At 71.5% G+C, this 24,481-nt stretch carries 21 protein-coding genes; 9 read left to right on the plus strand and 12 right to left on the minus strand.

All coding sequences use genetic code 11. The features are described 5' to 3' along the window. Nucleotides 1-6: 6 nt before the first annotated feature. Both V1227_RS13625 and V1227_RS13630 read left to right on the plus strand, forming a co-directional pair. The gene (locus V1227_RS13625; protein ID WP_329792912.1) at nt 7-1,392 is read left to right on the plus strand and encodes a PP2C family protein-serine/threonine phosphatase; all 1,386 of its coding nucleotides are present in this window, start codon (nt 7-9) and stop codon (nt 1,390-1,392) included. Further along, nucleotides 1,389-2,405: a cobalamin B12-binding domain-containing protein gene (locus V1227_RS13630; RefSeq protein WP_329792913.1), complete on the plus strand. Its 1,017-nt coding sequence runs from the start codon at nt 1,389-1,391 to the stop codon at nt 2,403-2,405. The genes V1227_RS13625 and V1227_RS13630 overlap by 4 nt, the downstream gene beginning before the upstream one ends. Before the next feature lie 37 nt (nt 2,406-2,442). Here V1227_RS13630 and V1227_RS13635 read toward each other — a convergent pair whose 3' ends face one another. Genes V1227_RS13635 through V1227_RS13645 form a run of 3 tightly spaced genes read right to left on the minus strand, consistent with a single transcriptional unit; the run spans nt 2,443 to nt 3,688 of the window. Next, entirely contained in the window at nt 2,443-2,697 is a 255-nt protein-coding gene (locus V1227_RS13635; protein WP_329792914.1) for a Smr/MutS family protein, read from the minus strand. A gap of 27 nt (nt 2,698-2,724) precedes the next feature. Beyond that, the gene (locus tag V1227_RS13640; protein WP_329792915.1) at nt 2,725-3,069 is read right to left on the minus strand and encodes an STAS domain-containing protein; all 345 of its coding nucleotides are present in this window, start codon (nt 3,067-3,069) and stop codon (nt 2,725-2,727) included. Between the two features lies 1 nt (nt 3,070). Next, nucleotides 3,071-3,688, minus strand: a complete 618-nt coding sequence (locus V1227_RS13645) for a DsbA family oxidoreductase (protein WP_329792916.1) — start codon at nt 3,686-3,688, stop codon at nt 3,071-3,073. 72 nt (nt 3,689-3,760) lie between these two features. On the opposite strand from V1227_RS13645, the gene mrf reads away from it, so the two are divergent. Beyond that, entirely contained in the window at nt 3,761-4,849 is a 1,089-nt protein-coding gene (gene mrf / locus V1227_RS13650) for a ribosome hibernation factor-recruiting GTPase MRF (RefSeq protein ID WP_329792917.1), read from the plus strand. Nucleotides 4,850-4,863: 14 nt separating this feature from the next. Here mrf and V1227_RS13655 read toward each other — a convergent pair whose 3' ends face one another. The 3 genes from V1227_RS13655 to V1227_RS13665 are packed head-to-tail and all read right to left on the minus strand — an operon-like array spanning nt 4,864 to nt 8,405. Next, complete coding sequence (locus V1227_RS13655; protein ID WP_329792918.1) at nt 4,864-6,123, minus strand: glycosyltransferase 87 family protein; 1,260 nt, start codon at nt 6,121-6,123, stop codon at nt 4,864-4,866. After that, nucleotides 6,113-7,339 carry a mannosyltransferase gene (locus V1227_RS13660; protein WP_329794019.1) on the minus strand — a complete coding sequence of 409 codons (1,227 nt, stop codon included), beginning with the start codon at nt 7,337-7,339 and terminating at the stop codon, nt 6,113-6,115. The genes V1227_RS13655 and V1227_RS13660 overlap by 11 nt, the downstream gene beginning before the upstream one ends. Beyond that, nucleotides 7,332-8,405 (minus strand): glycosyltransferase 87 family protein, encoded by a 1,074-nt coding sequence (locus V1227_RS13665; RefSeq protein WP_329792920.1) that lies wholly within the window; start codon nt 8,403-8,405, stop codon nt 7,332-7,334. The genes V1227_RS13660 and V1227_RS13665 overlap by 8 nt, the downstream gene beginning before the upstream one ends. A gap of 212 nt (nt 8,406-8,617) precedes the next feature. Between V1227_RS13665 and V1227_RS13670 the strand changes: the two genes are divergently transcribed. After that, nucleotides 8,618-10,954, plus strand: coding sequence for an ATP-binding protein (locus V1227_RS13670; protein ID WP_329792921.1), 2,337 nt, complete (start codon nt 8,618-8,620; stop codon nt 10,952-10,954). A gap of 81 nt (nt 10,955-11,035) precedes the next feature. On the opposite strand, the gene V1227_RS13675 is transcribed toward V1227_RS13670, so the two are convergent. Genes V1227_RS13675 through V1227_RS13690 form a run of 4 tightly spaced genes read right to left on the minus strand, consistent with a single transcriptional unit; the run spans nt 11,036 to nt 15,701 of the window. Continuing rightward, complete coding sequence (locus V1227_RS13675) at nt 11,036-11,941, minus strand: carbohydrate ABC transporter permease (RefSeq protein ID WP_329792922.1); 906 nt, start codon at nt 11,939-11,941, stop codon at nt 11,036-11,038. Beyond that, entirely contained in the window at nt 11,938-13,215 is a 1,278-nt protein-coding gene (locus V1227_RS13680) for an ABC transporter permease subunit (protein ID WP_329792924.1), read from the minus strand. The genes V1227_RS13675 and V1227_RS13680 overlap by 4 nt, the downstream gene beginning before the upstream one ends. Before the next feature lie 8 nt (nt 13,216-13,223). After that, complete coding sequence (locus tag V1227_RS13685; protein ID WP_329792926.1) at nt 13,224-14,498, minus strand: ABC transporter substrate-binding protein; 1,275 nt, start codon at nt 14,496-14,498, stop codon at nt 13,224-13,226. Nucleotides 14,499-14,510: 12 nt separating this feature from the next. Next, nucleotides 14,511-15,701 (minus strand): ABC transporter ATP-binding protein, encoded by a 1,191-nt coding sequence (locus V1227_RS13690; protein WP_329792928.1) that lies wholly within the window; start codon nt 15,699-15,701, stop codon nt 14,511-14,513. A gap of 134 nt (nt 15,702-15,835) precedes the next feature. Here V1227_RS13690 and V1227_RS13695 point away from each other — a divergent pair, with 134 nt between their 5' ends. The 4 genes from V1227_RS13695 to V1227_RS13710 all read left to right on the plus strand — a co-directional run bounded on the left by V1227_RS13695 (nt 15,836) and on the right by V1227_RS13710 (nt 19,886). Next, nucleotides 15,836-16,522, plus strand: coding sequence for a response regulator transcription factor (locus tag V1227_RS13695; protein WP_329792930.1), 687 nt, complete (start codon nt 15,836-15,838; stop codon nt 16,520-16,522). Next, a complete protein-coding gene (locus tag V1227_RS13700) occupies nt 16,519-17,733 on the plus strand; it encodes a sensor histidine kinase (RefSeq protein ID WP_329792932.1) in 1,215 nt (404 codons plus the stop codon). Before V1227_RS13695 ends, V1227_RS13700 begins: the two co-directional genes overlap by 4 nt. Nucleotides 17,734-18,066: 333 nt before the next feature. After that, a complete protein-coding gene (locus V1227_RS13705; RefSeq protein WP_329792934.1) occupies nt 18,067-19,536 on the plus strand; it encodes a sigma-70 family RNA polymerase sigma factor in 1,470 nt (489 codons plus the stop codon). 131 nt (nt 19,537-19,667) lie between these two features. Continuing rightward, nucleotides 19,668-19,886 (plus strand): hypothetical protein, encoded by a 219-nt coding sequence (locus tag V1227_RS13710; protein ID WP_329792935.1) that lies wholly within the window; start codon nt 19,668-19,670, stop codon nt 19,884-19,886. Between the two features lie 218 nt (nt 19,887-20,104). Here V1227_RS13710 and V1227_RS13715 read toward each other — a convergent pair whose 3' ends face one another. Beyond that, nucleotides 20,105-20,833: an SDR family oxidoreductase gene (locus V1227_RS13715; RefSeq protein ID WP_329792936.1), complete on the minus strand. Its 729-nt coding sequence runs from the start codon at nt 20,831-20,833 to the stop codon at nt 20,105-20,107. Between the two features lie 107 nt (nt 20,834-20,940). Here V1227_RS13715 and V1227_RS13720 point away from each other — a divergent pair, with 107 nt between their 5' ends. After that, entirely contained in the window at nt 20,941-21,324 is a 384-nt protein-coding gene (locus tag V1227_RS13720) for a MerR family transcriptional regulator (RefSeq protein ID WP_329792937.1), read from the plus strand. 344 nt (nt 21,325-21,668) lie between these two features. Here V1227_RS13720 and V1227_RS13725 read toward each other — a convergent pair whose 3' ends face one another. Further along, nucleotides 21,669-24,386, minus strand: coding sequence for an AfsR/SARP family transcriptional regulator (locus V1227_RS13725; RefSeq protein WP_329792938.1), 2,718 nt, complete (start codon nt 24,384-24,386; stop codon nt 21,669-21,671). Between the last annotated feature and the right edge of the window lie 95 nt (nt 24,387-24,481).

Consider the following 24,481-nt stretch of genomic DNA (forward strand, 5'->3'; position numbering starts at 1 on the left):
CACGGCATGAACCACGCAGCCAAGACGCTCCTCCCCCAGCAGGTCTCCCCCACGCGGTGGCGCCACGGCGAGTCCGTGGACATCGCCGAACGCAGCTACGCCGCGCACCGGGTCGACCACGCGGACGGCACCGTCACGTGGTGGCTGCTCGACGAGACCGACCTCCGGCTGGAACGCGAGCGCGCGCAGTTGCTGACGCGCATGTCGAGCGCCCTGATGACGTCGCTCAACCCCGAGCGGTGCATGACCGTCGTCGCCGAGCTCGCGGCCGAGCACCTGGCGGACGAGGCGCTGGTGATCGCGCCGCAGTCGGACCACGGCCACCCCGTCACGCGCTGCCGCCGCGGCGAGGCGCCGACCTACGACCTGAAGCACGTCGACGTCGAGGAGGTCGTGGGCCTCAGCGAGGCGCTGCGCGGCTTCCCGCCCGTGCCGTCCCGCTGGATCGACCCGGCCGTGGCGCCGGCCTGGCTGGCCAGGGACGTGGTGTCCATCGTCGTGACGCCGCTGCCCGGTCACGGCGTCCCGGCCGGTGCGCTGATCCTCATCCGGCGGGACAAGCAGTTCACCGAGGACGAGGAGGCGTTCGTGCGCCTGTTCGCGTCCCGCGCGGGAGTCGCGATCTCCGCGGCCAGCCTGTTCACGCAGCAGGCCGAGATCACCGAGCGGCTGACCCGCGACCTGCTGCCGCCCACCCTGCGGCGCCACGAGCACGTCGACCTCGCCGGCCGCTACCGCGCGTCCGGCGCGACCGAACGCGTCGGCGGCGACTTCTACGACGTCCACCAGCTGCCCGGCGACGAGCTGTTCGTCGTGCTCGGCGACGTCTGCGGCAAGGGGCTCGACGCGGCGGTGCAGACCGGCAGGGTCCGCACGGCGCTGCACGCGCTGCTGCAGGTGGTCACCGACCACGACCGGATGCTCGACGCCCTCAACCAGGCGCTGCTCACGACGGACCGGTCGCGCTTCATCACCACGGTCGTCAGCACCGTCCGCCCCGTCGACGAGGGCCTGCACGTGAAGCTGACCTCGGGCGGGCACCTGCCGGCGTTGATCGTGCGAGCCGGGGGCACCGTCGAGGTGGCGAACACCAGGGGCACGCTCGTCGGCATCCTGGAGAAGATCGCCACGACGACCGACGAGGTCGTGCTGGCGCCCGGCGACTCGTGCCTGCTCTACACCGACGGCATCACCGAGGCGGTCGGCGGCCCGCTGGGCGACGAGGAGTTCGGCGAGGACCGCCTGCGCCGCGCGCTGGAGGCCTGCGGTGGCATGCCGGCCGAGGCGCTCGTCGAGCACGTGCACATGCTCGCGGCCCAATGGGTCGGCAGCGGCATCCACGACGACATGGCCGTTCTCGCGATCACCGCGCCTCGGAGGAGGTCTTCGTGAAGGCTGTCGACGCGCTGTGGGAAGCCGCGCTGGACGGGGACGAGCACCGCGCGACCGACGTGGTGCTCGAGGCCGCCGCCGAACTGGGCCACGAGGCCGCGCTGCTCGACGTGGTCGGCGGTGTGCAGCACCGGGTCGGCGGTGAGTGGGCCGCGAACCGGATCAGCGTGGCGCAGGAGCACGCGATCACCGCGATCAACGACCGCGCGGTCACCGCGTTGTCGATCACGAGGCCGCGGGTCGAGCCGGTGAACGGCCGCGTGACGGTGGCGTGCGTGGACGGCGAGTGGCACGCGCTGCCCGCGCGGTTGCTGGCGGAAGTGCTGGCGCTGCGCGGTTTCGCGGTCGACTACCTCGGCGCGCAGGTGCCCACGCCGCACCTGATCACGCACCTGCACCGCACGGGCCCGGACGTGGTGGCGCTGTCCAGTTCGATCGCCACCCGGCTGCCCTCGGCGCACGCCACGATGACGGCCTGCCAGGCGGCGGGCGTGCCGGTGATGGTGGGAGGGGCCGCGTTCGGCCCGGACGGCGAGTACGCGCGGCGGTTCGGCGCCAACGCGTGGGCCGCCGACGCCCGCTCCGCCGCGGACATGCTGCTGTCGCAGAAGCTGCCGAAGCCGACGGCGCCGCACCAGCCGATCGACGACCTGCCGCACCTCGCCGACCAGGAGTACACGCTCGTGACGCGGAACGCGCGTGATCTCGTGCGCTCGGTGTACCGCGGCCTCGAAGACCGGGTGCCCGCCATGCTGTCCTACAGCGACGAGCAGAAGCACCACACGGCCGAGGACCTCGCGCACATCGTCGAGTTCCTCGCCACCGCGCTGTACGTGGACGACGACGCTCTGTTCCGCGCCTTCCTCTCCTGGACGAGTGATGTGCTCGGCGCGCGCGGAGTTCCGCCGCAGGTGCTCGAGCCGGCGCTCACGCTGCTGTCCGAGCAGCTGCGCGACTTCCCACGCGCACAACGGATGCTGGCCCTGGTGCCGGACAGAACACTCTCCGCATGAGTGCGTCGACCGCGTGATGCGGCGCACGCGCTGAGCGCTACTTCAGGTGCACCAGCACCATCCCGTCGTTGCCCGGCGCGACCTCGGCCCGCCGGTACAGCTTCTTCACGTGCGGTTGCCCGAGCATCGCCAGGACGCGGCTCCTGAGCTTGCCGGACCCCTTGCCCGTGACGATCTCCAGCAGCGGCACGCCCTGACCGGCCGCGCGGAACAGGGCGTTGCGCACGGCCCGGGCGATGTCCTGGTCGCTGCGGAAGACCGGGTGCAGGTCGAGGGTCAGCTTGTCGGCCAAGGGTTTCCCTCCATCACCGGGCAATCCCTACCTGCCCCGCAGCGCCTCGTCGAGGCTGAGGTACAGCTCCAGCGTCTCGTTGAGCGTGGTCGCCCGCAACGCCCGCAGAACGCTGCCCCGCGGGGAGACCAGCCGCAACGGGATGCCCCGGTCCTCACCGAGCAGGTGGTACTCCACGAGCACCGAGAGCCCGGCGGACGCGAAGAACTCGACCTCGCTCACGTCGAGCACCACCGGCAGCTTCGCGCCGAACGCTTCGGCGAGCTTTTCGCGCAACTGGTCCGCCGTGTAGGAGTCGACCTCCCCCTCGGCGCGCAGCACGACGGCGGACGGCAGCTGTTCCACGTCCACCTTCAACGGCGTTTCTTCCACCTCACACCTCCCAGGCCTGGGTCAGGGCACGCCCGAACACCTCGGCCGGCTGGGCACCGGCCACGGCGAGACGCCCGGCCACGACGACGAACGGGACACCGGTGACGCCCAGGTCGCGGGCGCGCTGCTCGTCGGCGCGCACCTCGTCGGCGTGGGCGGCGGGGTCGGACAGGACCGCCTTGACGTCGGCGGGGTCGAGCCCGGCCCCGGTGGCGATCTCCGACAGCGACTCGGGGGTGAAGAGCGAGCGCGCTTCGGCGAAGTTGGCGCGCAGCACGGCGTCGAGGACCTGCTGCCCGATTCCGCGTTCCCCCGCGAGGTGCAGCAGGCGGTGCACGTCGAACGTGTTGCCCACCTCGCGGTCCAGCCGGTAGCCGAGGCCCTCGTCGCGTGCGAGCTGGGCGACGGACTCCTCCATCTCGGCGGCGCGCGGGCCGAACTTGGCGGCGAGCACGTCCTGGACGGACTCCACGCCCTCCCTGCCGGGGTCCAGCTCGAACGCGCGGTGCACCACGGTGATCTCGGCGCGGTGCTCGAACTCGGCCAGCGCCTTCTCGAAGCGCGCCTTGCCGATGTAGCACCACGGGCAGATGACGTCAGCCCAGAACTCGACCTGCATCGTTCGATCATGTCATGCCTGGCGCCACCCGCGATTCAGAAACGATAATCGTTGTCATGTACTGTGCGGGGCATGGCAGCGCGGGTCGTATTGGTAGCTGGGTTCACCCACCACGACGTGGCCGACGAACTGTGGCGGGCTTCACCGGAGTCGGTGCTGGTCAGGCACGACCTGAGCGGCCTGGCCGACGGGGTCGTGCGGCGCTGGGTGGACGGCCGGCTCACTGTGCTCGAACTCGCACACGGGTGCGTGTCGTGCACCCTCCGGCTGGACCTCGTCCCGTTGCTCGAGGAGCTGGACGGGCGCGTGGTAGTGCACCTCGACCCGGTGCTCGAACCGGAGGCCGTGTGCTTCGCGCTGGGCGAGACGGACGTCGAGGTCGAGGCCGTCGTCACAGTCGTCGACACGGCGACGTGGCTCGACGACGCGACCGGCGGTGACTCCCTCGCGGACCGGGGCATGCGCGCGGCCGAGGGCGACGAGCGGACGGTCGCGCAGGTCGTGGTCGGGCAGGCGGAGTTCGCGGACGCGCTGGTGCTGACCGGCTCGTGCGACCCGGTGCTCGCCGCGGTGCTCGACCGGCTCACCCCGCACGCCCCGCGGCGGACCGCCGACGGCTTGGACGTCACCGCGCTGCTCGCGGCGATCCCGGCGGAGTCGCGGCGCGGCGAGATCGACGACGGCTTCGCTCCCCTGCTCCACGGACAGCCATCTCTCGAACCGGCGCACGGTGTGGCGGTCGTCCACTTCACCGAGCGGCGCCCGTTCCACCCGATGCGGCTGCACGACTCCATCGACGTGCTCCTCGACGGCGTGGTGCGCGTGCGCGGCCGGGCGTGGGTGGCGAGCCAGCCCGACGCGGCGCTGTGGCTCGAGTCGGCGGGCGCCGGGCTGCGCGTGGGCAACCTCGGCCCCTGGCTCGCGGCGACCGACGACTGGTCGGAGGCCGACGCGGACCGGCGTGCGGCGGCCTCGCTGCTGTGGGACCCGTACTACGGCGACCGCAACCAGGAGTTCGTGGTGATCACCCGCTCCGCCGACGCCGCCCGGATCGAGGCGGCGCTGCGGTCGGCACTCGTGACCGACGAGGAGCTGGCGCTGATCACCGAGCTCGACTTCGCCGACCCGTTCGCCGAGTGGCACGAGGAGATGGAGCTGTAGGTGCGCACCGCGTGTCAGGAGCCGGTGTTCATCGGGGTGGACCTCGCCGCGACCGGGCTCGCGGCGGGTCGTGAGGTGTGGCGGACGGTCTTCGACCACGCGACCACCACGAGCGTGACCAGCGCGAACGCCGGGTAGGCCCAGCCGAGCAGCGACAGCCAGCCGGGCCGGCTGACCGTCCAGATCGTCGGCTGCCGGTCCAGTTGGAACGCGATCACGTCCAGGAACATCACCGGGACCCAGAGCGTCAGCAGGGTGGTGCGGGCCCACAGCGCGACCTTCTCGTGCACCGACCAGATCAGCAGCGGCGCCACCCACACCCAGTGGTGGTCCCAGGAGATCGGTGAGAGCAGCAGCCCGAGGAACTGCACCGACAGCACACCGATCAGCACGTCCCCCGCCCGCACCGCCGCGGTCAGCGCCACCAGGGCGATCACCGCGGAGACCACGGCGGCGACGATCCACGGCCACGACATGCCGACGTCGTACCCGAGGCTGCGCGACAGCGCCCCGCGCAACGACTGGTTGTGCGCGGTGGCGACCGGGCCCACCCGGTCCGGGTCGCCGAACAGCACGAACCAGTACTGGTGCGCCTGCTCGAAGTTCACCGCGAACCCGAGGCCGACGCTCACCGCGAACGCGGCCACCGACCACACCGCGGCCTTCCACCTGCCGGTGGCGAGGAAGTACAGGCCGGAGATCGCGGGCACGAGCTTCACGCCCGCCGTGAGGCCGATCCCGGTGCCCGCGACCCCGTGGTCCCGCGCCACCAGCGCGGCCAGCACGACTCCCGCCAGCAGCAGGTTGATCTGACCGAACTCGAAGGTGTGGAAGACCGGCATCATCCACAGCAGCACCGCGGTCCACAGCAGCGCCCGCTGCCGCCACACCTTCGCGTCGGCCATCCACCCCTGCCCCGCGACCAGCCGCAGCGCCACCCGCACCACCCAGTACAGGCACACCACCGTGAGCACGCGGAAACCCCACTGGGCGGCACCCCAGAACAGCCACGTCATCGGCAGGAACACCAGCGCGCCGAACGGCGGGTAGGTGAACGGCAGCGGGAAGTCCGCGGGCGAGTGCGGCGAGAACACCCGGTACAGGTCGCCTTCCAGCACGTGCGGGGCGAGCGACCAGTAGACGCGCAGATCGATCGAGTCGTTGCCGAAGCCGGTGACCATGACCCGGGTGCGCACGAGGGCGGACACCACCAGGAGCCAGGGCGCGACGGCGAGCAACCGCTGTTCCAGCCGTGCGAAGTGCTCAGGTCGCAACACGTTCTGCTTTCCGGGTCGTCTGCAGCAGCTTCGGCGTCAGCGCCAGGGTGATCAGCGCGAGCGCCGGGTAAACCCAGCCGAGCGCCGCGAGCGGCCAAGGTCTGGGGATCTCCCAGATGGACGGCTGCCGGTCGATCAGGAACGTGATCACGTCCGAGCAGACGGCGACTACCCACGCACCTGCGAGCACCCGGCCGCGGTGCGCGTGGACCAGCCACGGCACCAGCGGGATCACCCACAGCCAGTGGTGGCTCCAGGAGATCGGCGAGACCAGGAGCCCGAACAGCTGCACGGTGACCACAGCGGACAACGTGTCCCCGGCGCGCACGGCCGCACGCAGCGCAGGCCACGTCAGCGCGGCCGACACCGCCACCGCGAGCAGCCACGGCCACGACATCCCCACGTCGTACCCGAGCGTGCGGGACAGCGCGCCGCGCAACGACTGGTTGATCACCGAGCCCACCGGCCCGACCCGGTCGGCCGCACCGAGCAGCTCGAACCAGTAGCGCCGGGAGTCACCGGCGGAGACCAGGAAGCCGAGCGCGACGGTGGCCAGGAAGCCCGCCACCGACCACGCCGCGGCCCTCCACCTCCGCGTGGCCAGGAAGTACAGGCCCGAGATCGCCGGCGTGAGCTTCATCCCGGCGCCGAGACCGACGCCGAACCCCGCCACGCTCTGCCGGACCGCCACCATCGCCGCGAACACCCCGGCCACCAGGACGAGGTTGATCTGTCCGAAGTCGAGGGTCTTGCGCACCGGCTCGAACCACAGCGCGACCGCGGTCCACAGCAGGGCGCGGCGGCGCCAGGTGCCGTCCCAGTTCTCCTCCGCCCCGGCCGCCAGCAACCTCAGCGACGTCCGCACCAGCCACCACAGGCAGACCAGCGACAGCACCTGCCAGAAGACCGCGGCGGCGACCCAGGGCAACGCCGACACGGGGAGGAACACCGCCGCCGCGAACGGCGGATACGTGAAGGGCAGCGGGAAGTCGGCCGTGAACGGCATGGTGGTCGTGTAGAGCCGGTCGCTCAGCACGTTCGGCGCGAGGCTCCAGTAGACCCTGAGGTCGATCATGCCCCAGTCCGCGGGGTGGCCGAGCGTCCAGGCGTAGACGCCCAGGGACAGGCACAGCACCCACGGCGCGAACCTCAGCACACGCTGCTCGATCACACGGACCACCGTACGGCGAGCGCTCCGGCCGCTTTCAGGCAGTTCGGCCGGAGGTCTCGGCCGAGCCGGCCGGTGCCGCCCTGGTCCGTTGTGGAGCGAGGAGCACCGCGGGCACCGCGAGCGCGACCCACACGTAGGTGTCGAACTCGTGCAGTCGCGTCACGAACACCAGGAACACCGCGGCGAACGCGGGCCAGGCGTTGCCCCGCAGCGCGAGGAACAGCAGGACCGGCACGCACCACACCCAGTGGTGCAGCCAGGACACCGGTGAGGCCAGCAGTCCGGCGGCCGCGATGACGAACAACGCGACGAGGTCGTCGCGCGTCCGCCGGGCCACGACCACCGCGGCGGCGACCACGGCGGCGGCCAGTGCGGCCCACAGCAGCGTTTCCGGGCCGGGTGCGAGGCCGAGACCCCGCAGCAGCCCGCGGATCGACTGGTTGGTGGACAGCGACATGTCGCCGATGCGGCCGGGGTTCGGCAGCGCGTGCAGCCAGTACCGCAGCGAGTCCGCCGGTGCGGCCAGGAACCCCACCACCGCGAGGCCGGCGAACGTGGTGACCGACGTGATCGCGGCCCTCCGGTCGCGCTTCACCAGGAAGTAGAGCACGAAGATCGCGGGTGTCAGCTTGATCGCCGCCGCGACACCGATCAGCACACCGCGCCAGCGGCGGTCGGTGACGAGCAGCACGTCGACCACGACCAGCGCCAGCAGGAACAGGTTGATCTGGCCGTAGCCGAACGTCGTCCAGACGGGGTCCAGCGCCAGTGCGCCGATCGCCGCAGGCGGGCCCACCGCCCAGGTGAGGCGCGGCTGGACCTCGGCCGTCACCGCGAGGCACACCACCGTCAGCAGGACGAAGCCCGCGGCCACCACCAGCGGGGCGAGCAGGCCCTCCGGCACGAAGCCCAGACCGCTGAACAGCACCGCCGCGATCGGCGGGTAGGTGAAGGGCAGCCGGGGGTCGAGCGGCGGACCGGTGAAGCCGTCGTAGAGCGGGCGGCCCTCCAGCCAGGCGAGGCCGCCGAGCCGGTAGACGTCCAGGTCGATCGGGTGGTGACCCGACCAGGCGAACAGCAGCCAGACCAGCGCGGCGAGCCAGAGCACACCGGAGAGCCGGGGAATGGTTCCGAGCGGAACCGCATCGGTATTCCGCGTTGGTGAAACGGTGGACACCTATTCGAAATTATCCGCGAAGACGGTTGTCCACCTTGCTGAACAACCGGCAGATCCACCGGAAGAAACACTCCCGCCAGCAACGACGTGACGACTCGGACGTCTGGTGGTAGGCACGGGTGCGCTGGAGAGGAAGGGGGCGCATGGCGAGCACGACGGCGTTCGGTGATTTTCTCCGCTTCTACCGATCGCGAGTTCCGCTGACGCAGGAAGAACTGGCGGAACGCACCGGCCTGAGCACACGGGCGATCAGCGACATGGAGCGGGGCCGCACGCTCAGCCCGCAGTTCCGCACCGTCCAGCTGCTCCTCGACGGGCTCGGGCTGCGCGACGAGGAGGCGGCGGAGTTCACGGCGCTCGCCCGCGCGAGCCGGGTCGTGGCGGCGCAGGACCGGCCCGGGACGCCGTTCACCGCGACGTCCTCCTCGCTGCCGCCGGTGCTGCTCGAGCTGACCGGCCGCGAGTCCGAACGGCTGCTCCTGGAGGGGTTCGCGGCCGACGCCTCGTCGTCGTCACGGCTGCAGATCGCGGTGGTCCACGGCGCTCCCGGCTCCGGCAAGACCGCGCTCGCCGTCGACGCGGGCCACCGGCTGGGCGCGCGGTTCGCGGACGGCTGCGTGTTCCTCGACCTGCGCGGCACCGACACCGAGCCGCTGACACCGGACCGCGCCGCGCACCGGCTGCTGCGGTCGTTCGGCGTGGAGGAGCGCCAGATCCCGTCCGACCCGGACGACAAGCTGTCGCTGTACCGCTCGCAGCTGCGCGACCGGACCGTGCTGCTGGTGCTCGACAACGCGGCGAACGAGGCGCAGGTGCGGCCGTTGCTCGCGTCGAGTCCCGGCACGCTCGTCCTGCTGACCAGCCGCCGCGTGCTGACCGGCCTCGACGCCCGGCACCGCCTCGCGCTGGAGCTGCTGCCCCCGCACCACTCCGTCGAGCTGCTCGGCGTCGTGACGGGCGCCGAGCGCGTGGCGGCCGAGCCCGAGGCCGCCGAGCGCGTCGCCGAGCTGTGCGGCGGCATGCCGCTCGCGTTGCTGATCGCGGGCAACCGCCTCACCAGCAGGCCGCGGTGGACGATCAGCCACCTCGCCGGGCAGCTGGAGGACGAGGGCAGGCGCCTGTCCGTGCTGCGGGCGGGCGACCTGCAGGTGCGGGCGGCGTTCGAGATCTCCTACCACCAGCTCGGTCCCGGCGCCGCCGCGTTGTTCCGCAGGCTCGCCCTCGTGCCGAGCCCCGGCGCCGACGCGGCCCTGGCGTCCGTCCTGACCGACGACGCCGAGGAGGCGCTGGAGGAGCTGGCCGACGCGTCGTTGCTGGGCATCAGCGAGACGCCCGGCCGGTACACGCGCCACGACCTGCTGCAGGTGTTCGCGCTGGAGCGGCTCGAACTCGACGAGGACCCGGCCGTCGTGGCGGACGTGCGCACGCGTCTGCGGCACTGGCTGCTGGACGTCGCCACCGGCGCCGCCCGCTTCTTCGACCACGACCGGGAGGCCACGCCGTCCGGTCCCGTGCACCACAGGGAGTCCGCCTCCCGCTGGCTCGAACTGGAGCGGGAGAACTGGCGCGAGGCACTGCGGTGGGCCGTCGAGGCGGGCGAGCACGACCGCGTTCTCGCGCTGGCACAGGCGATGCACTGGTACTCGGACATGCACGGCGTCGGCGACCTGTGGCGCGACGTCTTCACCGCGGGCGCGAACGCCGCCCAGATGCTCGGCAACGCCAAGGACGCCGCCGAACAGCTCAACTACCTCTCATGGGCGCTCTACGCGTTGTGCGGCCGCCCCCACGAGGCACTGGCCGTGCACGAGAAAGCCGCTCTTGCGGCCGACGACACCATCACCGAGGCCTGGACCTGCTACTACGGCTCGGCGATCCACCGCCGCGTGGGCGAAGCGGAGGAGGCGGTGCGCCTCGGCCGCCGCTCCGTCGAGCTGTTCGAGCGAGCCGGCTACCAGATAGGCGAGAACCTGGCCCTGTCCCTGCTGGGCCTGATGCTGCACACAGCGGGCCACCTCGCCGAGGCCGTCGAGGTGCAGCAGCGCAGCGTCGACCAGCACCGCAAGGCAGGCGGCGACGACGAACTGCTGTCGATGATGCTCATCCGCCTGGCGACGACCGCGGCCGCCTCGGGCGAGGTGCCGGCCGCACTGGACCTGCTCGACGAGGCCGAGTCGTTGTTCCGCCGGCACTCCAACACCGCCGGCACCGCGCGCGTGCAGCACAACCGCGGCCTGGTGCTGATGGACGCGGGCCGGTTCGCCGAAGCCCGCGCGCAACTGCGGGCGGCGCTGGCCGAGGCCCGGCTGTCGGACCACCGGGTGGAGATCATGGCCCGGCTGGCCGAGCTGGCCGACGCCGCCGGGGAGCCGGGGCAGGCCAGGGAGCTGCGGGTGCGGGCGCTGGCGGAGTGCGACCGGTACGACACCCCCTCGGTGCGGCGGACGGCGGCGGAGCTGGTGGCGGCGTTGACGCACTGACGAAGTGCATTGATGGCGGCAGGCAGGACAGGAAAAACCGTCGTCCACGGATGCGCCGTCCGGCCGGCCACCTGACGGCCGTCACTTCGTCGACCCCGCCAGCACCCCCTGCACGAAGTACTTCTGGAACAACAGGAACACCCCCAACGGCACGACCATCGACAGGAAGGCCCCGGTGGCCAGCAGATCGATGTTCGTCCCGAACTGCCTCAACTGAGCCCGCAGGGCAACCGTGATCGGTGCCGAGTCCTGGTCCGCGAACACCAGAGCCACCAGCATGTCGTTCCACACCCACAGGAACTGGAAGATCGTCAGCGAGGCGATCGCCGGCTTGGCCACCGGCAGCACGACGCGCTTGAAGATCACCCACTCCGTGGCGCCGTCCATCCGCGCGGCCTCGATCAGGTCGCGCGGGATTCCGGTGAAGAAGTTGCGCAGCAGGAAGATGGCGAACGGCAGGCCGAACGCGACGTGGAACAGCACCACGCCGGTGATCGTGCCGAACAGGCCCAACGCGCCGAACAGCTTCGCCACCGGGATCAGCGCGACCTGGATCGGCATGACCAGCAGGCCGACCACGACCACCGTCAGGGTCTCGCGGCCGGGGAACTCGATCCACGACAACGCGTACGACGCCAGCGACGCCATCACCACGACCAGGACCGTGGCGGGGACGGCGATGTAGAAGGTGTTCAGGAACGACTGCCACACCGCCTTGTTCGCCACGAGCTCGGCGTAGTTCGACAGCGTCAGCTCCGCGGGCTTGGTGAACACGGTCCACCAGCCGCTCGCGGTGTTGGCCGACTCGTCGCGCAACGACGCGATCAGCAGGCCGAACACCGGCACCAGCCAGAACAGCGCGATGAGGGCCAGCAGGAGCTGCACGAAACCGTTGCCCAGCTTCGAGCCCAGCCTCGTCAGCACACCGCGTCTGGGCGTGCCGGACACCGGCACGTCGATGCGGACCTCGTCGGCCACCGGGGTCATGACCGCTCCCGTCGGAATCGGCGGATGTTGAACAGCATGGCCGGGGCCACGAGCAGGAACAGGACCACCGCGAGCGCGCTGCCCGCCCCCTGGTCGCCACCCGTGCCGAACGACACCTGCCACATCTGCAGCGCCAGCACGTTCGCCTCGGACTGCACCGAACCCGGCGCGATGACGAACACCAGCTCGAAGATCTTCAGCACGTTGATCACGAGCGTCACGAACACCACCAGCAGCACCGGCGAGAGCAGCGGGATGGTGACGCGGCGGAACACCTGCCACTCGGTCGCGCCGTCGACCCTGGCGGCCTCCAGCGCGTCGCGAGGGATCGCCGAGAGGCCCGCGGCGATGAACGTGATCGCGAAGCCCGTCATGATCCAGATCCACGACGAGATGATCACCGGGGTGATGAACGACGACCCCAGCCAGGTCAGGCCGCGGAACGGCAGCGCGAAGTTCTCCGGTGGCAGCCGGACGGTGACGTCGGCGGGTCCCAGGTCGGGGAACGTGAACCTGCCGTCGTCACCGGTGGTGGTGCGGGCGACGACCTGCCCGTCCCGCACGGCCTCCACGGCGATGCCCGGCAGGCCGCGCTCGACCGGGTCGACCTTGCCGGCGTTGCCGCCGACCGACACGTCGAGCCACACGACGCCGCGCAGCTCGCCGGTGCCGGCCGTGGGTTGCGACGCCGGGACGGCCTGCGGGGGCACGTCCTGCGGCGAGAACCCGATGAGCGGCAACGAGACCGTCTCGCCGGCCTTCGACGGGCGGAGGGCGGTGAAGCCCGCTTCCGTCGCGACGTGACCGTCGCGCGGCCGGGCGCCGGGGTACCGGGAGGCCGGGCTGAAGACGTCGTGCACGCCGACCAGCACCGCGTTGACGACGCCCTGGTTCGGCGCCTCCTCGTAGACGAGGCGGAAGACGATGCCGGAGGCGAACAGCGAGATCGCCATCGGCATGAACAGCACGAGCCGGAACGCGGTGGCCCACCTGATGCGTTCGGTGAGCACGGCGAGGACCAGGCCGATGCCGGTCACCGCCGCGGGGGCGACGACCACCCAGAGCACGTTGTTGCGGAACGCGGTCAGCGTCCGCGGGTCGGTGAACGTGTCGACGTAGTTGCGCAGGCCGACGAACTCGTCGCCCGAGGCGTCGAAGAAGCTGCGGACCAACGAGAACACCAGCGGGTACAGCACGAGCGCCGCGAGCACCACCAGCGCGGGGACCAGGAACGGGATCGCCTGCCGGGGCGAGCGCCCCGGCGCGGCGTCCACGCGAAGCCTCATTCGCCGTAGGCCTTGGCCGCGTTGGCTTCGAGGCGCTGCATGGTCCCGTCGACGTTCTTCGGGTCGGCCAGGAAGTCCTGCAGGTCCTTCCACTCCCCCGCGCCCTTCGTGCCGCCGAACGCGGCCGGTGCGAGGTCGGACATGTCGAACCGGACGTTGTCGCCCGCGTCGACGATGCGCTTCGCGAGGTCCTGGGTGACCTCGTCGGGGTAGGCGCTCTCCGGGATGTCCCTGTTGGGCGAGAGGAACCCGCCGAGCCCCGCCCACACCTTGCCCGACTCCGGCGAGGCGAGGAACTCCATCAGCTCGGTGGTCACCCTGTCGTCCTTGAACTGCACGGCCATGTCACCGCCGGCGACGACGGCGTCCTCGCTGCCCGCGACCGAGGGGAACGGGAAGAACTTGGCGTCCTGGCCGACTTTCGCCCCGGTGTTGGTGGTGATGATGCTCGCGACGAAGTCCGCCTCGAAGACCATCGCGGCCGTGGGCTGCTCGCCGAAGACGTTGATCACGGACTTCGGGAACTCGGTCTGCAGCGCGCCGCTCGCGATCAGCGTCGGGTCGCCCCAGAGCTTCGCCAGCTCCTCCAGCGCCTTGCGCACCGAGGGGTCGGTCCACGGGATCTCGTGCCTGGCGAGCTTGTCGTAGTTCTCCGGACCCGCGGTGCGCAGGTAGACGTTCTCGAACCAGTCGGTGAGCGTCCAGCCGTCCGCACCGCCCACCGACACCGCGGCGAGGCCGGTCTCGGAGATCGCCCTGCTGGTCTCGACCAGGTCGTCCCACGTCGCCGGCGGGGTGGCGCCGACCTGCCGGAAGGCCTTCTCGCTGTACCAGAACGCGGACTTGTTGGCCGCCTTGAAGGTGAGGCCGTAGAGCTTGCCGTCGACGCTGCCGAGCTGCTTCCACACCGCCGCGTTGTGGTCCGTGACGGCCTTCTCGACGTCGGCGTTCACGGGTTTGAGGGCGCCGGCCTTCGCGAACTGGGCGACGAGGCCGGGCTGGGCGATCAGCGCGACGTTCGGTGGTGTGCCGCCCGAGATCCTCGTCTGCAGCACTGTCGGGAGCTCGTCACCGGCGGGTGTGTACCTCACCTCCGCGCCCGTCTTCGAGCTGAACGCCTGCAGCACCTGCTCGAAGTTCTTCTGCTCGTCCCCGGTCCAGGGGCCGACGACCTCGACCGCCTGCCCCTTCAGGTCCTCACCGGTGCCCGCGGCACCACCGGAGCACGCGGCGGCGGTGAGCGCGAGAAGCGCGATCCAGTGCTTCCTCATCGAAGCTCTCCTCTACTTCCAGATCGAGGACCCGGTGACCGGGTCGAAGAAGTGCAGCCGGGAGGTGTCCACCCAGGCGGCGACGGGTTGTCCTTCGTAGATGCGGGTGCGCGGGCTGAACCGGCCGACGAGGACGGTGCCCTTGGCGGTCCTGGGCAGGTCGTCGGTGCCCGCGTCCCTCGCGAGCTCGCGGGTGTCGTCGGTGACGACGGGCGGGACGTCGACCGGGAAGTGCACGAGGACGTCGGAGCCCATGGCCTCGACGAGGTCGGCGACGGAGTGCAGGATCTCGCCTTCGCGGGCGTCGGCGAGGGCGGTGTCCTCCATGTCCTCCGGGCGGATGCCGACCACCACCTCGCGGCCGACGTACTGCCTGAGCCTCGGGCGTCGCCGGAGAACGGACTCCGGCAGCAGCAGGGCGTCGGAGTCGAGGGACACCCAGTACCGGCCGTCGTTCTCGTCGAGCCGCGCGGACACGAGGTTCATGCCGGGCGAGCCGATGAAACCCGCGACGAACAGGTTGACCGGGCGGTCGTAGAGCTCCTGGGGCGGCCCGACCTGCTGCAGCACCCCGCGCCGCATCACGGCCACGCGGTCGCCGAGCGTCATGGCCTCGGTCTGGTCGTGCGTGACGTACACGGTCGTCACACCGATCTCGCGCTGGATCCGCGCGATCTGCGCCCGCATCTGCACGCGCAGCTTGGCGTCCAGGTTGGACAGCGGCTCGTCCATCAGGAACGCCTGCGGGGCGCGCACGATCGCCCTGCCCATCGCGACGCGCTGCCGCTGGCCGCCGGAGAGGTTGCGCGGCTTGCGGTCGAGGTGCTCGGTCAGCTCGAGGACCTCGGCGACCTCGCGGACGCGGTGGTCGATCTCGGACTTGGGGAGCTTGCGCAGCGTCAGGCCGAACGCGATGTTGTCGTACACGTTCAGGTGCGGGTAGAGCGCGTACGACTGGAACACCATGGCCACGTCGCGGTCACGCGACGGCACGTCGTTGACGAGCTGCTCGCCGATGTGGATGGTGCCCTCGGTGATCTGCTCGAGCCCGGCGATCATCCGCAGCGCCGTCGTCTTGCCGCACCCCGACGGGCCGACGAGCACCAGGAACTCACCGTCGCGGATCTCCAGGTTGAGGTCGGTGACCGCACGGGTGCCGTCACCGTAGGCCTTGCCCAGCCCCGTCAGAACGACTTCTGCCACGCCAGCTCCCCCGGTTCGGTGTGACTGCAGACGGTAGGACCGCCCGCCCTAAGTGAGATTTAAGGACGAAACACGATCGCGATAAGCTCGCAACACCCCTCCCCATCGGCGGGTCCGCTGCTTACGCTGCGTGTATGTCGAAGGTGCTGGTGGTCGAGGACGACCCGGTGGTCCAGGCTGCGCTCGTGCACGCGCTGACCGACCTCGGGCACGTCGTGCAGGCCGTCGGCACCGCCGTGGCCGCGCTGCGCGAGGCGGGCACGGCGGAGCTGGACCTCGTGATCCTCGACCTGGGGCTGCCGGACCTGGACGGCGTCTCGGCCCTGCGGATGCTGCGCGGGGTGAGCAACGTGCCGGTCATCGTGGCCACCGCGCGGGGCGCCGAGGCGTCGGTCGTCAGCACGCTCAACGCGGGCGCGGACGACTACATCGTGAAGCCGTTCTCGTCCGAGCACCTGGCCGCGCGGATCAACGCGCTGCTGCGCCGCACGGGTGGTGCCGCGCCCGCGTCGGCGGACATCGTCTCCCTCGGCGACCTCCGCATCGACCTCGCCCAGCGCTCCGCCACGCTCGGCGGTGCCGCGATCGCGTTGAGCAGGCGGGAGTTCGACCTGCTGACCTACCTCGCGCAACGGCCGGGGCGCGTGATCTCGCGGCGGGAGCTGTTCCAGGCCGTGTGGGGCAACCCGTACGTCGGCGACGACAAGACGATAGACGTCCACGCGTCGTGGCTGCGCCGCAAGCTCGGCGAGACGGCCGCGCATCCGCGTTATCTGCACACCGTCCGAGGAGTGGGGTTCAAGCTGGCGGCGCCGGAATGAGATCGGTCATCACCCGTGCCCTGCTGCTCGCCGCGGGGCTGGTGACAGCGGTTTTCCTCGCCACCGCCGGGTTCCTGGCGCACTCGAACGCCTCTTCGTCCGCCGCCGCGGCTGACCGCCAGGACGTGGCGGTGGTCGCCGGTGTGCTCGCGGTGTCCTCTGACGCCGACGCCGTGCGGGGGACGATCGCACGCACGCGGGCCGGCGCGGAGGGCCGGTTGTCGGTCGTGCTCGCCTCCGGGACACGGCTCGGCGCGGGCGGTGGTGCGCCGGCCGCGTCCGTGTCGGGAGCTGTCGTCTCCGTTGTCCCCGCTGCCGTTCCGTTCCCGTTCGGCGCGGTGTTCCTGATCGCCGGAATCGCCCTGGCCGCCCTGGGACCGGCGGTGTGGCTGGGACACCGGCCCTTCACGCCGGTGCTGGCCGCGTTGCGGGAGCTGTCCTCGTCGGTGGGGCGGCGGGTGCGGCTGCGCGGGCCTCGCGAACTGGAGGAGCTGGCCGCCTCGATCGACGAGGCCTCGTCGCGCACGGCCCAGCTGCTCGCGAAGGAGCGGGAGATGATCGCGGACGTCTCGCACCGGCTGCGGACCCCGCTGGCGGCCCTGCGGCTGGACGCCGACGCGATCGGGCCGGGTCCCGTGGCCGACCGGATCCGCAGCGCGGTCAGCACCCTGGGCCACGACGTCGACCGGATCATCCAGGCGCTCCAGCCCGCCGAGGGCGAGTCGCCCGGCACGTGCGACGTGGCGTCGGTGGTCGAGGCGCGGATGGGGTTCTGGTCCGCGCACGCCGCCGACCAGGGCCGGGTGTGCGAGGTCGACGTCGGCGAGCCGTGCCGGGTGGCGTTGTCACCCGACGCGCTGGGCGCCGTCGTCGACGCGCTGCTGGAAAACGTCTTCCGGCACACTCCCCCGGCCGCTCCGGTCGGGGTGTCGGTGGTGCGCCACGCGGGCTGGGTGACGCTGGTCGTCGAGGACGGCGGCACCGGTGTCGCCGACCCGTCCTCCGCGTTGCACCGCGGCAGCAGCGGAGGCGGGTCGACCGGGCTGGGACTCGACATCGCCCGTGCGGCCGCCGAGGCCACGGGCGGCACGATCCACCTGGAGAAGGGCCGGCTGGGCGGGGCGCGCGTGCGGCTGCGGTTCGGGGAGGCCAACAGCCACCACGAGCCGGCGAGCCCGCGCGCGTGGCGGCTGTGGCGCGGCCACCCCTGACCGTCAGGGCGCGTCGAGTTCGAACGGGTCGTGCGGCGGACGGGGTCCGACCAGTTCGAGGGGAGTCCTCTGTGGACGAATACAGACCGGGTGACCACCGCGGCGACCGCCCTCGTCACGCGCGGCGCACACCGGAACCGGCCGGGTCAGGAACTCGGTCGCGAAGAGGAGAACGGGCGACCGCCAGGGTCTTACGGCCTGTGTTGGTCGAGACTTGGACCAGTCCGAAAACCTCTTTTATTACATCAGGTTCGGATGCGTGGATTGTTCGCGTTGAGTCATGTCGATAGGGTCCGCACATCAGTGCTGAGCAACGCGGTAAGGCGGCTTTCTTTGATCGGGCAGCGCGGACGACCGCCGTCGGACTCCGACCTGATCGACGCCGTCAGAGACGGCCAGGTCGAGGCCTACGGCAAGCTCTACGAACGCCACGTGCGCTCCGCGAACCTCCTGGCGATGCAGTTGTCCACGTCCCCGGCGGACGCCGACGACCTCGTGTCGGACGCGTTCGCGAAGGTGCTCGCGGCGTTGCGGTCCGGCGGCGGTCCGGGCACGGCGTTCCGGCCGTACCTGCTGACGGCCGTGAGGCACGCCGCCTACGACCGCACCCGCAAGGAGAAGCGGCTCGAACTGGCCGGTGACGTGGAAGAGGTTCCCGGCGCCACCAAGGTGACGAGCGTGCCGTTCCGCGACAAGGCCGTCGAGGACCTGGACCAGACGCTGGCGGCCACGGCGTTCGCGGCGCTGCCCGAGCGGTGGCAGACGGTCCTGTGGCACACCGCGATCGAGGGCCAGACGCCCGGCGAGATCGCACCGCTGCTGGGCTTGACTCCGAACGGTGTCTCCGCGATGGCGTTCCGTGCGCGCGAAGGCCTGCGCAAGGCGTTCCTGCAGGCGCACGTCAACCAGGAGCCGTCGGAGCAGTGCCGCCCGACGGTCACGAAGCTGGGCGCCTGGACGCGCGGAGGCCTGAAGGGCCGCGACGCCGTCCACATCGACGAGCACATGGACACCTGCGCCGAGTGCCGCAAGCTCGCCAGCGAGCTGTCCGACGTCAACGGCGCGCTGCGGGGCATGGTCGCCCCGATCGTCCTCGGCACGGGCACCGCCGGGTACCTGGCCGCCGCCGCGACCGCGACCAAGGGCGCCGCGGTCACCCTCACGGCGTCCTCGTGGCTCGGCGTCGCCGCCTCGGCCGCCGCGGTCGTGGTCGTCGCCGCCTCGGGCGTCGTCACCTCGGAGACCCCCGGCAACTCCACCCCCGGCGCCGCGCCGGCGATCACCACCACGGCCGGCACCACCGCGGCCAACCAGCCCGGCTCCCCCCAGAACGCGGGCAGCGCCCCCACGGCCGGCTCCGCCGGTCCCGCGCCCACCCAGGGCGCCCAGCCGAACGCGAACACCGGCCAGGCGGCGGTCACCACCACGACGACGGCCGCGGGCCCCGGCGGCGTCCAGCTCGCGAGCAGCGCACCGAGCGGCATCGCCATGACCACCAAGGGTCCGGCCGACGACATGGACATCAAGATCACCAACAACGGCTCGGCACCCACCACCGTGCCGGCGCTGACGCTGACCATGCCGGAGAAGATCAAGACCGTGGGACCGGGCAACGTCCAGGCCGGGGTGATCGGGTGTCCGGCGGGCACGGGCACCGTGACGTGCGAGGGCGGGCAGACCCTCGCACCCGGAGAGTCGATCACGTTCCGCGCGAGGCTGCAGGCCGGACCGAAGGCCGAGAACGGCGTCATCACCGGTGTGGCGGGACCCCTGCGGATGAGCATCCCCATCACGATCTCGTAGCGCCCGAGTCCACTTCGGACGGCGGAACCCACCCGGACAGCGCACCATGAAACGCGTGCAAGAGCTCACGGCGGCGCTCGCCGGGCTCGAAGCGCCGTTCCGCACGCTCGTCGACGACTCGGAGTGGGCGCATGGAGTTCTCCGGCTTGCGCCCGCCGGCGCACGCGTCGAACCTGATCGACGTGACCCTCGCCGGGGTGGGCGATGTCGACCTGCGCAACGACGCCCACATCGAGGAGATCCGGTTCGTGCCCGGCCCGGAGCAGGAGCGGGATGGTTTCTCCCTGCCCTGCACCGTATTCGAGTTCGGCTTCTACGCGGTCGAGCTGAGGGCGACGGTCGTCGGCTGAGCCTCGTGCGTGAGTGAAAGTCCCGGCGGTCCGCACGGACCGCCGGGGCTTTCGGCGTTCGCGCCTGCTCGCGATCGACCGCGTCTCGGGCAGCGTCACCGTGCGCGAGCCGCCGCCCAGCTCGGTGTAGGTGCGGGTCAGGTTCCGGGGTGGCCGCGCCCGAAGCCGATGCCACCCGGCGCCGTGACCGGCCGGGCCGGTCGCCGGGTCCGGGCCGGTTACCCGGCCGTGCGCTTCCGGATCGGGCGCGCGGCGGCGGCGTAGAACTCCGCCGGGTCCTGGGCGAGGCCGGCTTTCGCGGTCCGGCTCCACTCGTCCACGAGGACCTCGACGGCGCCGTCCGCCAGGCCGTCGAGCGCGGCCCCGATGACCTCGCTCGGCTCGAGCTTGGGCCCGTCGTAGTCGGCCGTCATGTCGGTGGCGGCGGAGCCGAGGTGCACGCCCAGCACCTGCGTGCCCTGCCCGGCGAGTTCGACGCGCGTGCCGGCGGTCAGGCTCCACTCCGCCGCCTTCGCGGCCGAGTACGACGTGGCCCCGTCCCAGGAGAACCAGGACAGCACCGACAGGACGTTGACGATGGCCCCGCCACCGTTGCCGCCGAGGATGTCGGCGAAGGCGCGGGTGACCGTCAGCGTGCCGAAGAAGTTGACCTCCATCTCCCGGCGGACCTGCGCCAGGTCGCCGCGGATGAGGTTCTGGCCGGTCGCGATCCCGGCGTTGTTGACGAGCAGGGTCACATCCCCCGCCTGCCGGGCGACCCGCTCGACGCTGTCCGGGTCGAGCACGTCCAGCGCCACGGGCACGACGCCCGGCGTCGTGATGGTGCTGGTGTCGCGCGCGGCGGCGTACACCTTCTTGGCGCCCCGCTCCCTCAGTTGTTCGACGAATTCCCGGCCGAGGCCGCGATTGGCCCCGGTGACCAATGCGACCGATCCCGCGATGTCCACGATGGTGTCCTTTTCTGCCGTGGTTCCGATCGCAGGGTAAAATCTGACACGGATGTCAGGTTCAATGAGAAGTGGGGGAGGTTACAGTGGGCGGAGAAGACCAGCGGATGCGCATCGGCGAGCTGTCGGCCCGCACGGGCGTCAGCATCCGCTCGCTCCGGTACTACGAGCAGCGCGGCCTGCTGACCTCCGTCCGGACGACGGGAGCGCATCGGCTCTATCCGGACGACGCGGTGGACCGCGTGCACATGCTTCGTCGGCTGTTCGACGCCGGTCTGTCGAGCGAGACGATCGCCGCGTTGCTGCCGTGCGTCGACACCCCCTCGGATGACATCACCGTGCAGACGCTGGAAGTGATGCGACGTGAGCGTGAGCGGATCGACGCGCAGGTTTCGGCCTTGCTCACCACGCGCGACCACCTCGACGCCCTGATGGCCGGGGCGGAGGACCACCTCGCCCGGCAGCGTGCCGACGCACTCGCCGCCGGATGATGTCGCTTCCGGCCGTCATCAGGCAGGTCCGCCACGAACGGCAACGGTCTGGTCGGCATGGGAAGGTCAGCGCGCGTGAAACGCACCCGCCACAGTTGCGCCCGCACGCGGCTGCAGCCGCAGGTCACGTTCAGCGACGCCTTCAGCGAGGCGGCCAGGCACCGGGACGGCGTCTACGTCGAGGGGTACCTGTGGGTCGACGGGCAGGCGGTCGCGGCGGCGTGGTGCGGCCTGGGTGACGAGGTCGTCTACGGGCCGCGCGCAAGCACCCGGGGTTGTTGCCGTTGCTGCGGGACGGGCTGCCGCGCGGCGCGGTGGTCCCCGGCGGGAAGCCGGGGCCGCGGTCACCCGGCTCCCAGCGCCGCGAACCGCTCGTCGGCCTCCTCCTGGTGCCGGGCGGCCTCGAAGGGGTCCGCCACCGCCTTCGCCAGGTGCTTGTGCGCGTTGGCGGCCTCCCGGCGGTCGTCGATCCGTTCCGCGAGGTCGAGCGCCTCCCGCAAGGGCGCCATGGCCTCCTGCGGCCGCCCGGCGGCCGTCAGCACCTCGCCGAGGTAGTTCAGCACCACCGTCTCGGTCGTCACGTCACCGATCGCGCGCACGGCCGCCAGCGCCGACTCCAGCGCCTCCAGCGCCTCGTCGTGCCTGCCCATGGCGTGCAGGATCATGCCCAGCGCGCTCTGCGTGTCCGCTTCGTCGCGGCGGCTGCCCATCTCGCGCATCAACGCCAGCGCGGACGTGCACGCCTGCAGCGCCTCGTCGTAGCGGCCGAGAGCGCTGTAGATGTTGCTGACGTTGCTCATCGCCTGCGACTCGAGGTGCCGGTCGCCGAGCTCGCGCGCCACCGTGATCGCCTGTTCGAGCAGGTCGGCGGCCTCGGCGTGCCGGCCGAGGGTGCGGTAGACCAGTGAGAGGTTGTTCAGCGTGCCCGCCACGCCCTGCAGGTCGCCCAGCTCGCGGAGCATCTCGATCGCGCGCTCGTTGTAGTGGATCGCCCTGGGGTACTGCGCGGTCTGCCAGAACACCATCGCGTAGTTCTTCGTGGTGATCGCGAGCGCGGCCGGCTCGTCCTTCGCGGCTTCCAGCGCCAGCTCGTTGATCGTCGCCCAGTCACGCGTATGGCCACGAACCATGCAGAAGAACGTCAACGCGCGCGCGAGCTGCCACGTGTGTGTGCGCCAGTCGCCGTCGAGCGACAGGGCCACGGCGGCGACGAGCGTCTGCCGTTCGGTCTCCAGCCACTCGACCGCGTGGTCGTAGTCGCGCAGCACCAGCCGCGCCCGCGGCCGGTAGGTGGTGTCGACCTCGTACCGGCGGGCGGCGGGCGACATCAGCCGCGTCGCCTGGTTCGAGGTGTCGAGGAAGTGGTCGAGCAGCCTGGTCAGCGGTTCGCGCGAACCGTCCACCTTGGACTGCGCGTACTGCCGCAGCAGGTCGTGCATCCGGTAGCGGCCGAGCGTCGTCGCCTCCAGCAGGTGCACGTCGACCAGGTCCTCGAGCATCCCGTCGCACTCCAGCAGGTCGAGCTCGCCCAGCGCCGCGGCCTGGTGGACGTCGAAGTCCGTGCCGTGGTGCAGGCCCAGCAGTGCGAAGAGCCGCTGGTGCCCCGCGGGCAGCTGGCCGAACGACAACGCGAAGACCGCGTCGAGTTCGGATAATCGTCCCTCGCGCAACCGCGTCGCGAGGTGCGCGGTGGTCCAGGTAGGACGGGAGCGCAACCGGCCGGCCGCCAGGCGCACGGCCAGCGGCAGCCTGCCGCACAGCTCGACCACCTCGCGGGCAGCGGGGTCCGTGCCGCGTTCGTCGCCGACGATCGTGGCGAAGAGCTGCAACGCCTCCGCCTCGGACAGCACGTCCAGCGTGAGCGTGGAGGTGCCCTCCAGCTCGACCAGCCGCGTCCGCGACGTGACCAGCACGAGCGAGCCCGGCACACCCGGCAGCAGCGGCCGCACCTGGTCGGCGCTCGCCGCGTTGTCGAGCACCACCAGCAACCTGAGGCGGGACAGCTCCGCGCGCCAGAGCGCGGCCCGCTCGTCCAGGCCCACCGGGATCTCTTCGAGGCCGAGCGCGCGCAACAGCACGTCGAGAGCGTCGGTCGGTTCCACGGGCGCACGACCGGCGGTGTGCGCGTGCAGGTCGATGAACAGCTGACCGTCCGGGTACTCCAGGCGGTGTGCCAGGTGGACGGCGAGCGTCGTCTTGCCGACGCCCGGCATGCCGTCGATCGCGGAGATCACGACCGCCGACCGACCGGTGACCGCCCTGGTCAGCCTGTCGATCTCGGCGGTGCGGCCGGTGAAGTCCGCGACGTCGCGCGGCAGCGTGTTCAGGGCGGGCCGGGGCTGGTCGCCGCGCAGCAGCCGGGCGTGCAGCTCCCGCAGGTCGCTGCCGGGATCGGTGCCGAGCTCGTGGGCGAGCAGCACCCGCACGTCCTCGAACGCCTGCAACGCCTCGGCGGGCCGGTTCGCCCGCTGCAGCGCGTGCATGAGCTGCAACCACAGCTGTTCCCGCAAGGGGAACTGCTTCGTCAAGCGGCGCAGTTCCGCGATCAGCCGTTCGCCCTGCCCCAGCTCGATCGCCAGGCGCGCGTGCTGCTCGGCGACGGTGAGCCGCCGTTCCAGCAGCAGCGCGAGCTCGGCCTCCAGGCGCGGCCCGACCGTGAGGCCGTCGAGCGCCGGGCCCCGCCACAGCGCCAAGGCCTCCTCGTACCTCGTGACCGCCGTCCGGTGGTCCCCCTGCTTCAACGCCTCGTCACCCGCCGCGCAGAGCCGGGTGAAGACGCCGACGTCGACCTCCTCGGACGGCACCACGAGCCGGTAGCCGCCGGGAACGGTGACGAGGTCGTCCGGCACGAGTTTGCGCAACGCCGCGACGTACGTGCGGATGTTCGATTCGGGAGCGGCGGGCGGGGATTCCCACACCGCGTCGCTCAGGTGTTCAAAACTGACCGTCTCACCCGCGTGCAGTGCCAGCGCTGCCAGCAGTGCCCGTTGCCGGGGTCCACCCAGCCGCAGTTCCTCGCCCCCACGCCAGATCTGCAGCGGCCCAAGAAGCCGATACCGCACTGACCCTCCTCGCAGGGCATGGTGCCAGAACTCGCCGGCGCTGTGCGGAATTTGTGCGGACGATCTTCGAAACTTGTCTCCCACCCGGAGTGCAG

It is taken from the genome of Lentzea sp. DG1S-22 (assembly GCF_036321065.1).
Lineage (GTDB): Bacteria > Actinomycetota > Actinomycetes > Mycobacteriales > Pseudonocardiaceae > Lentzea > Lentzea jiangxiensis.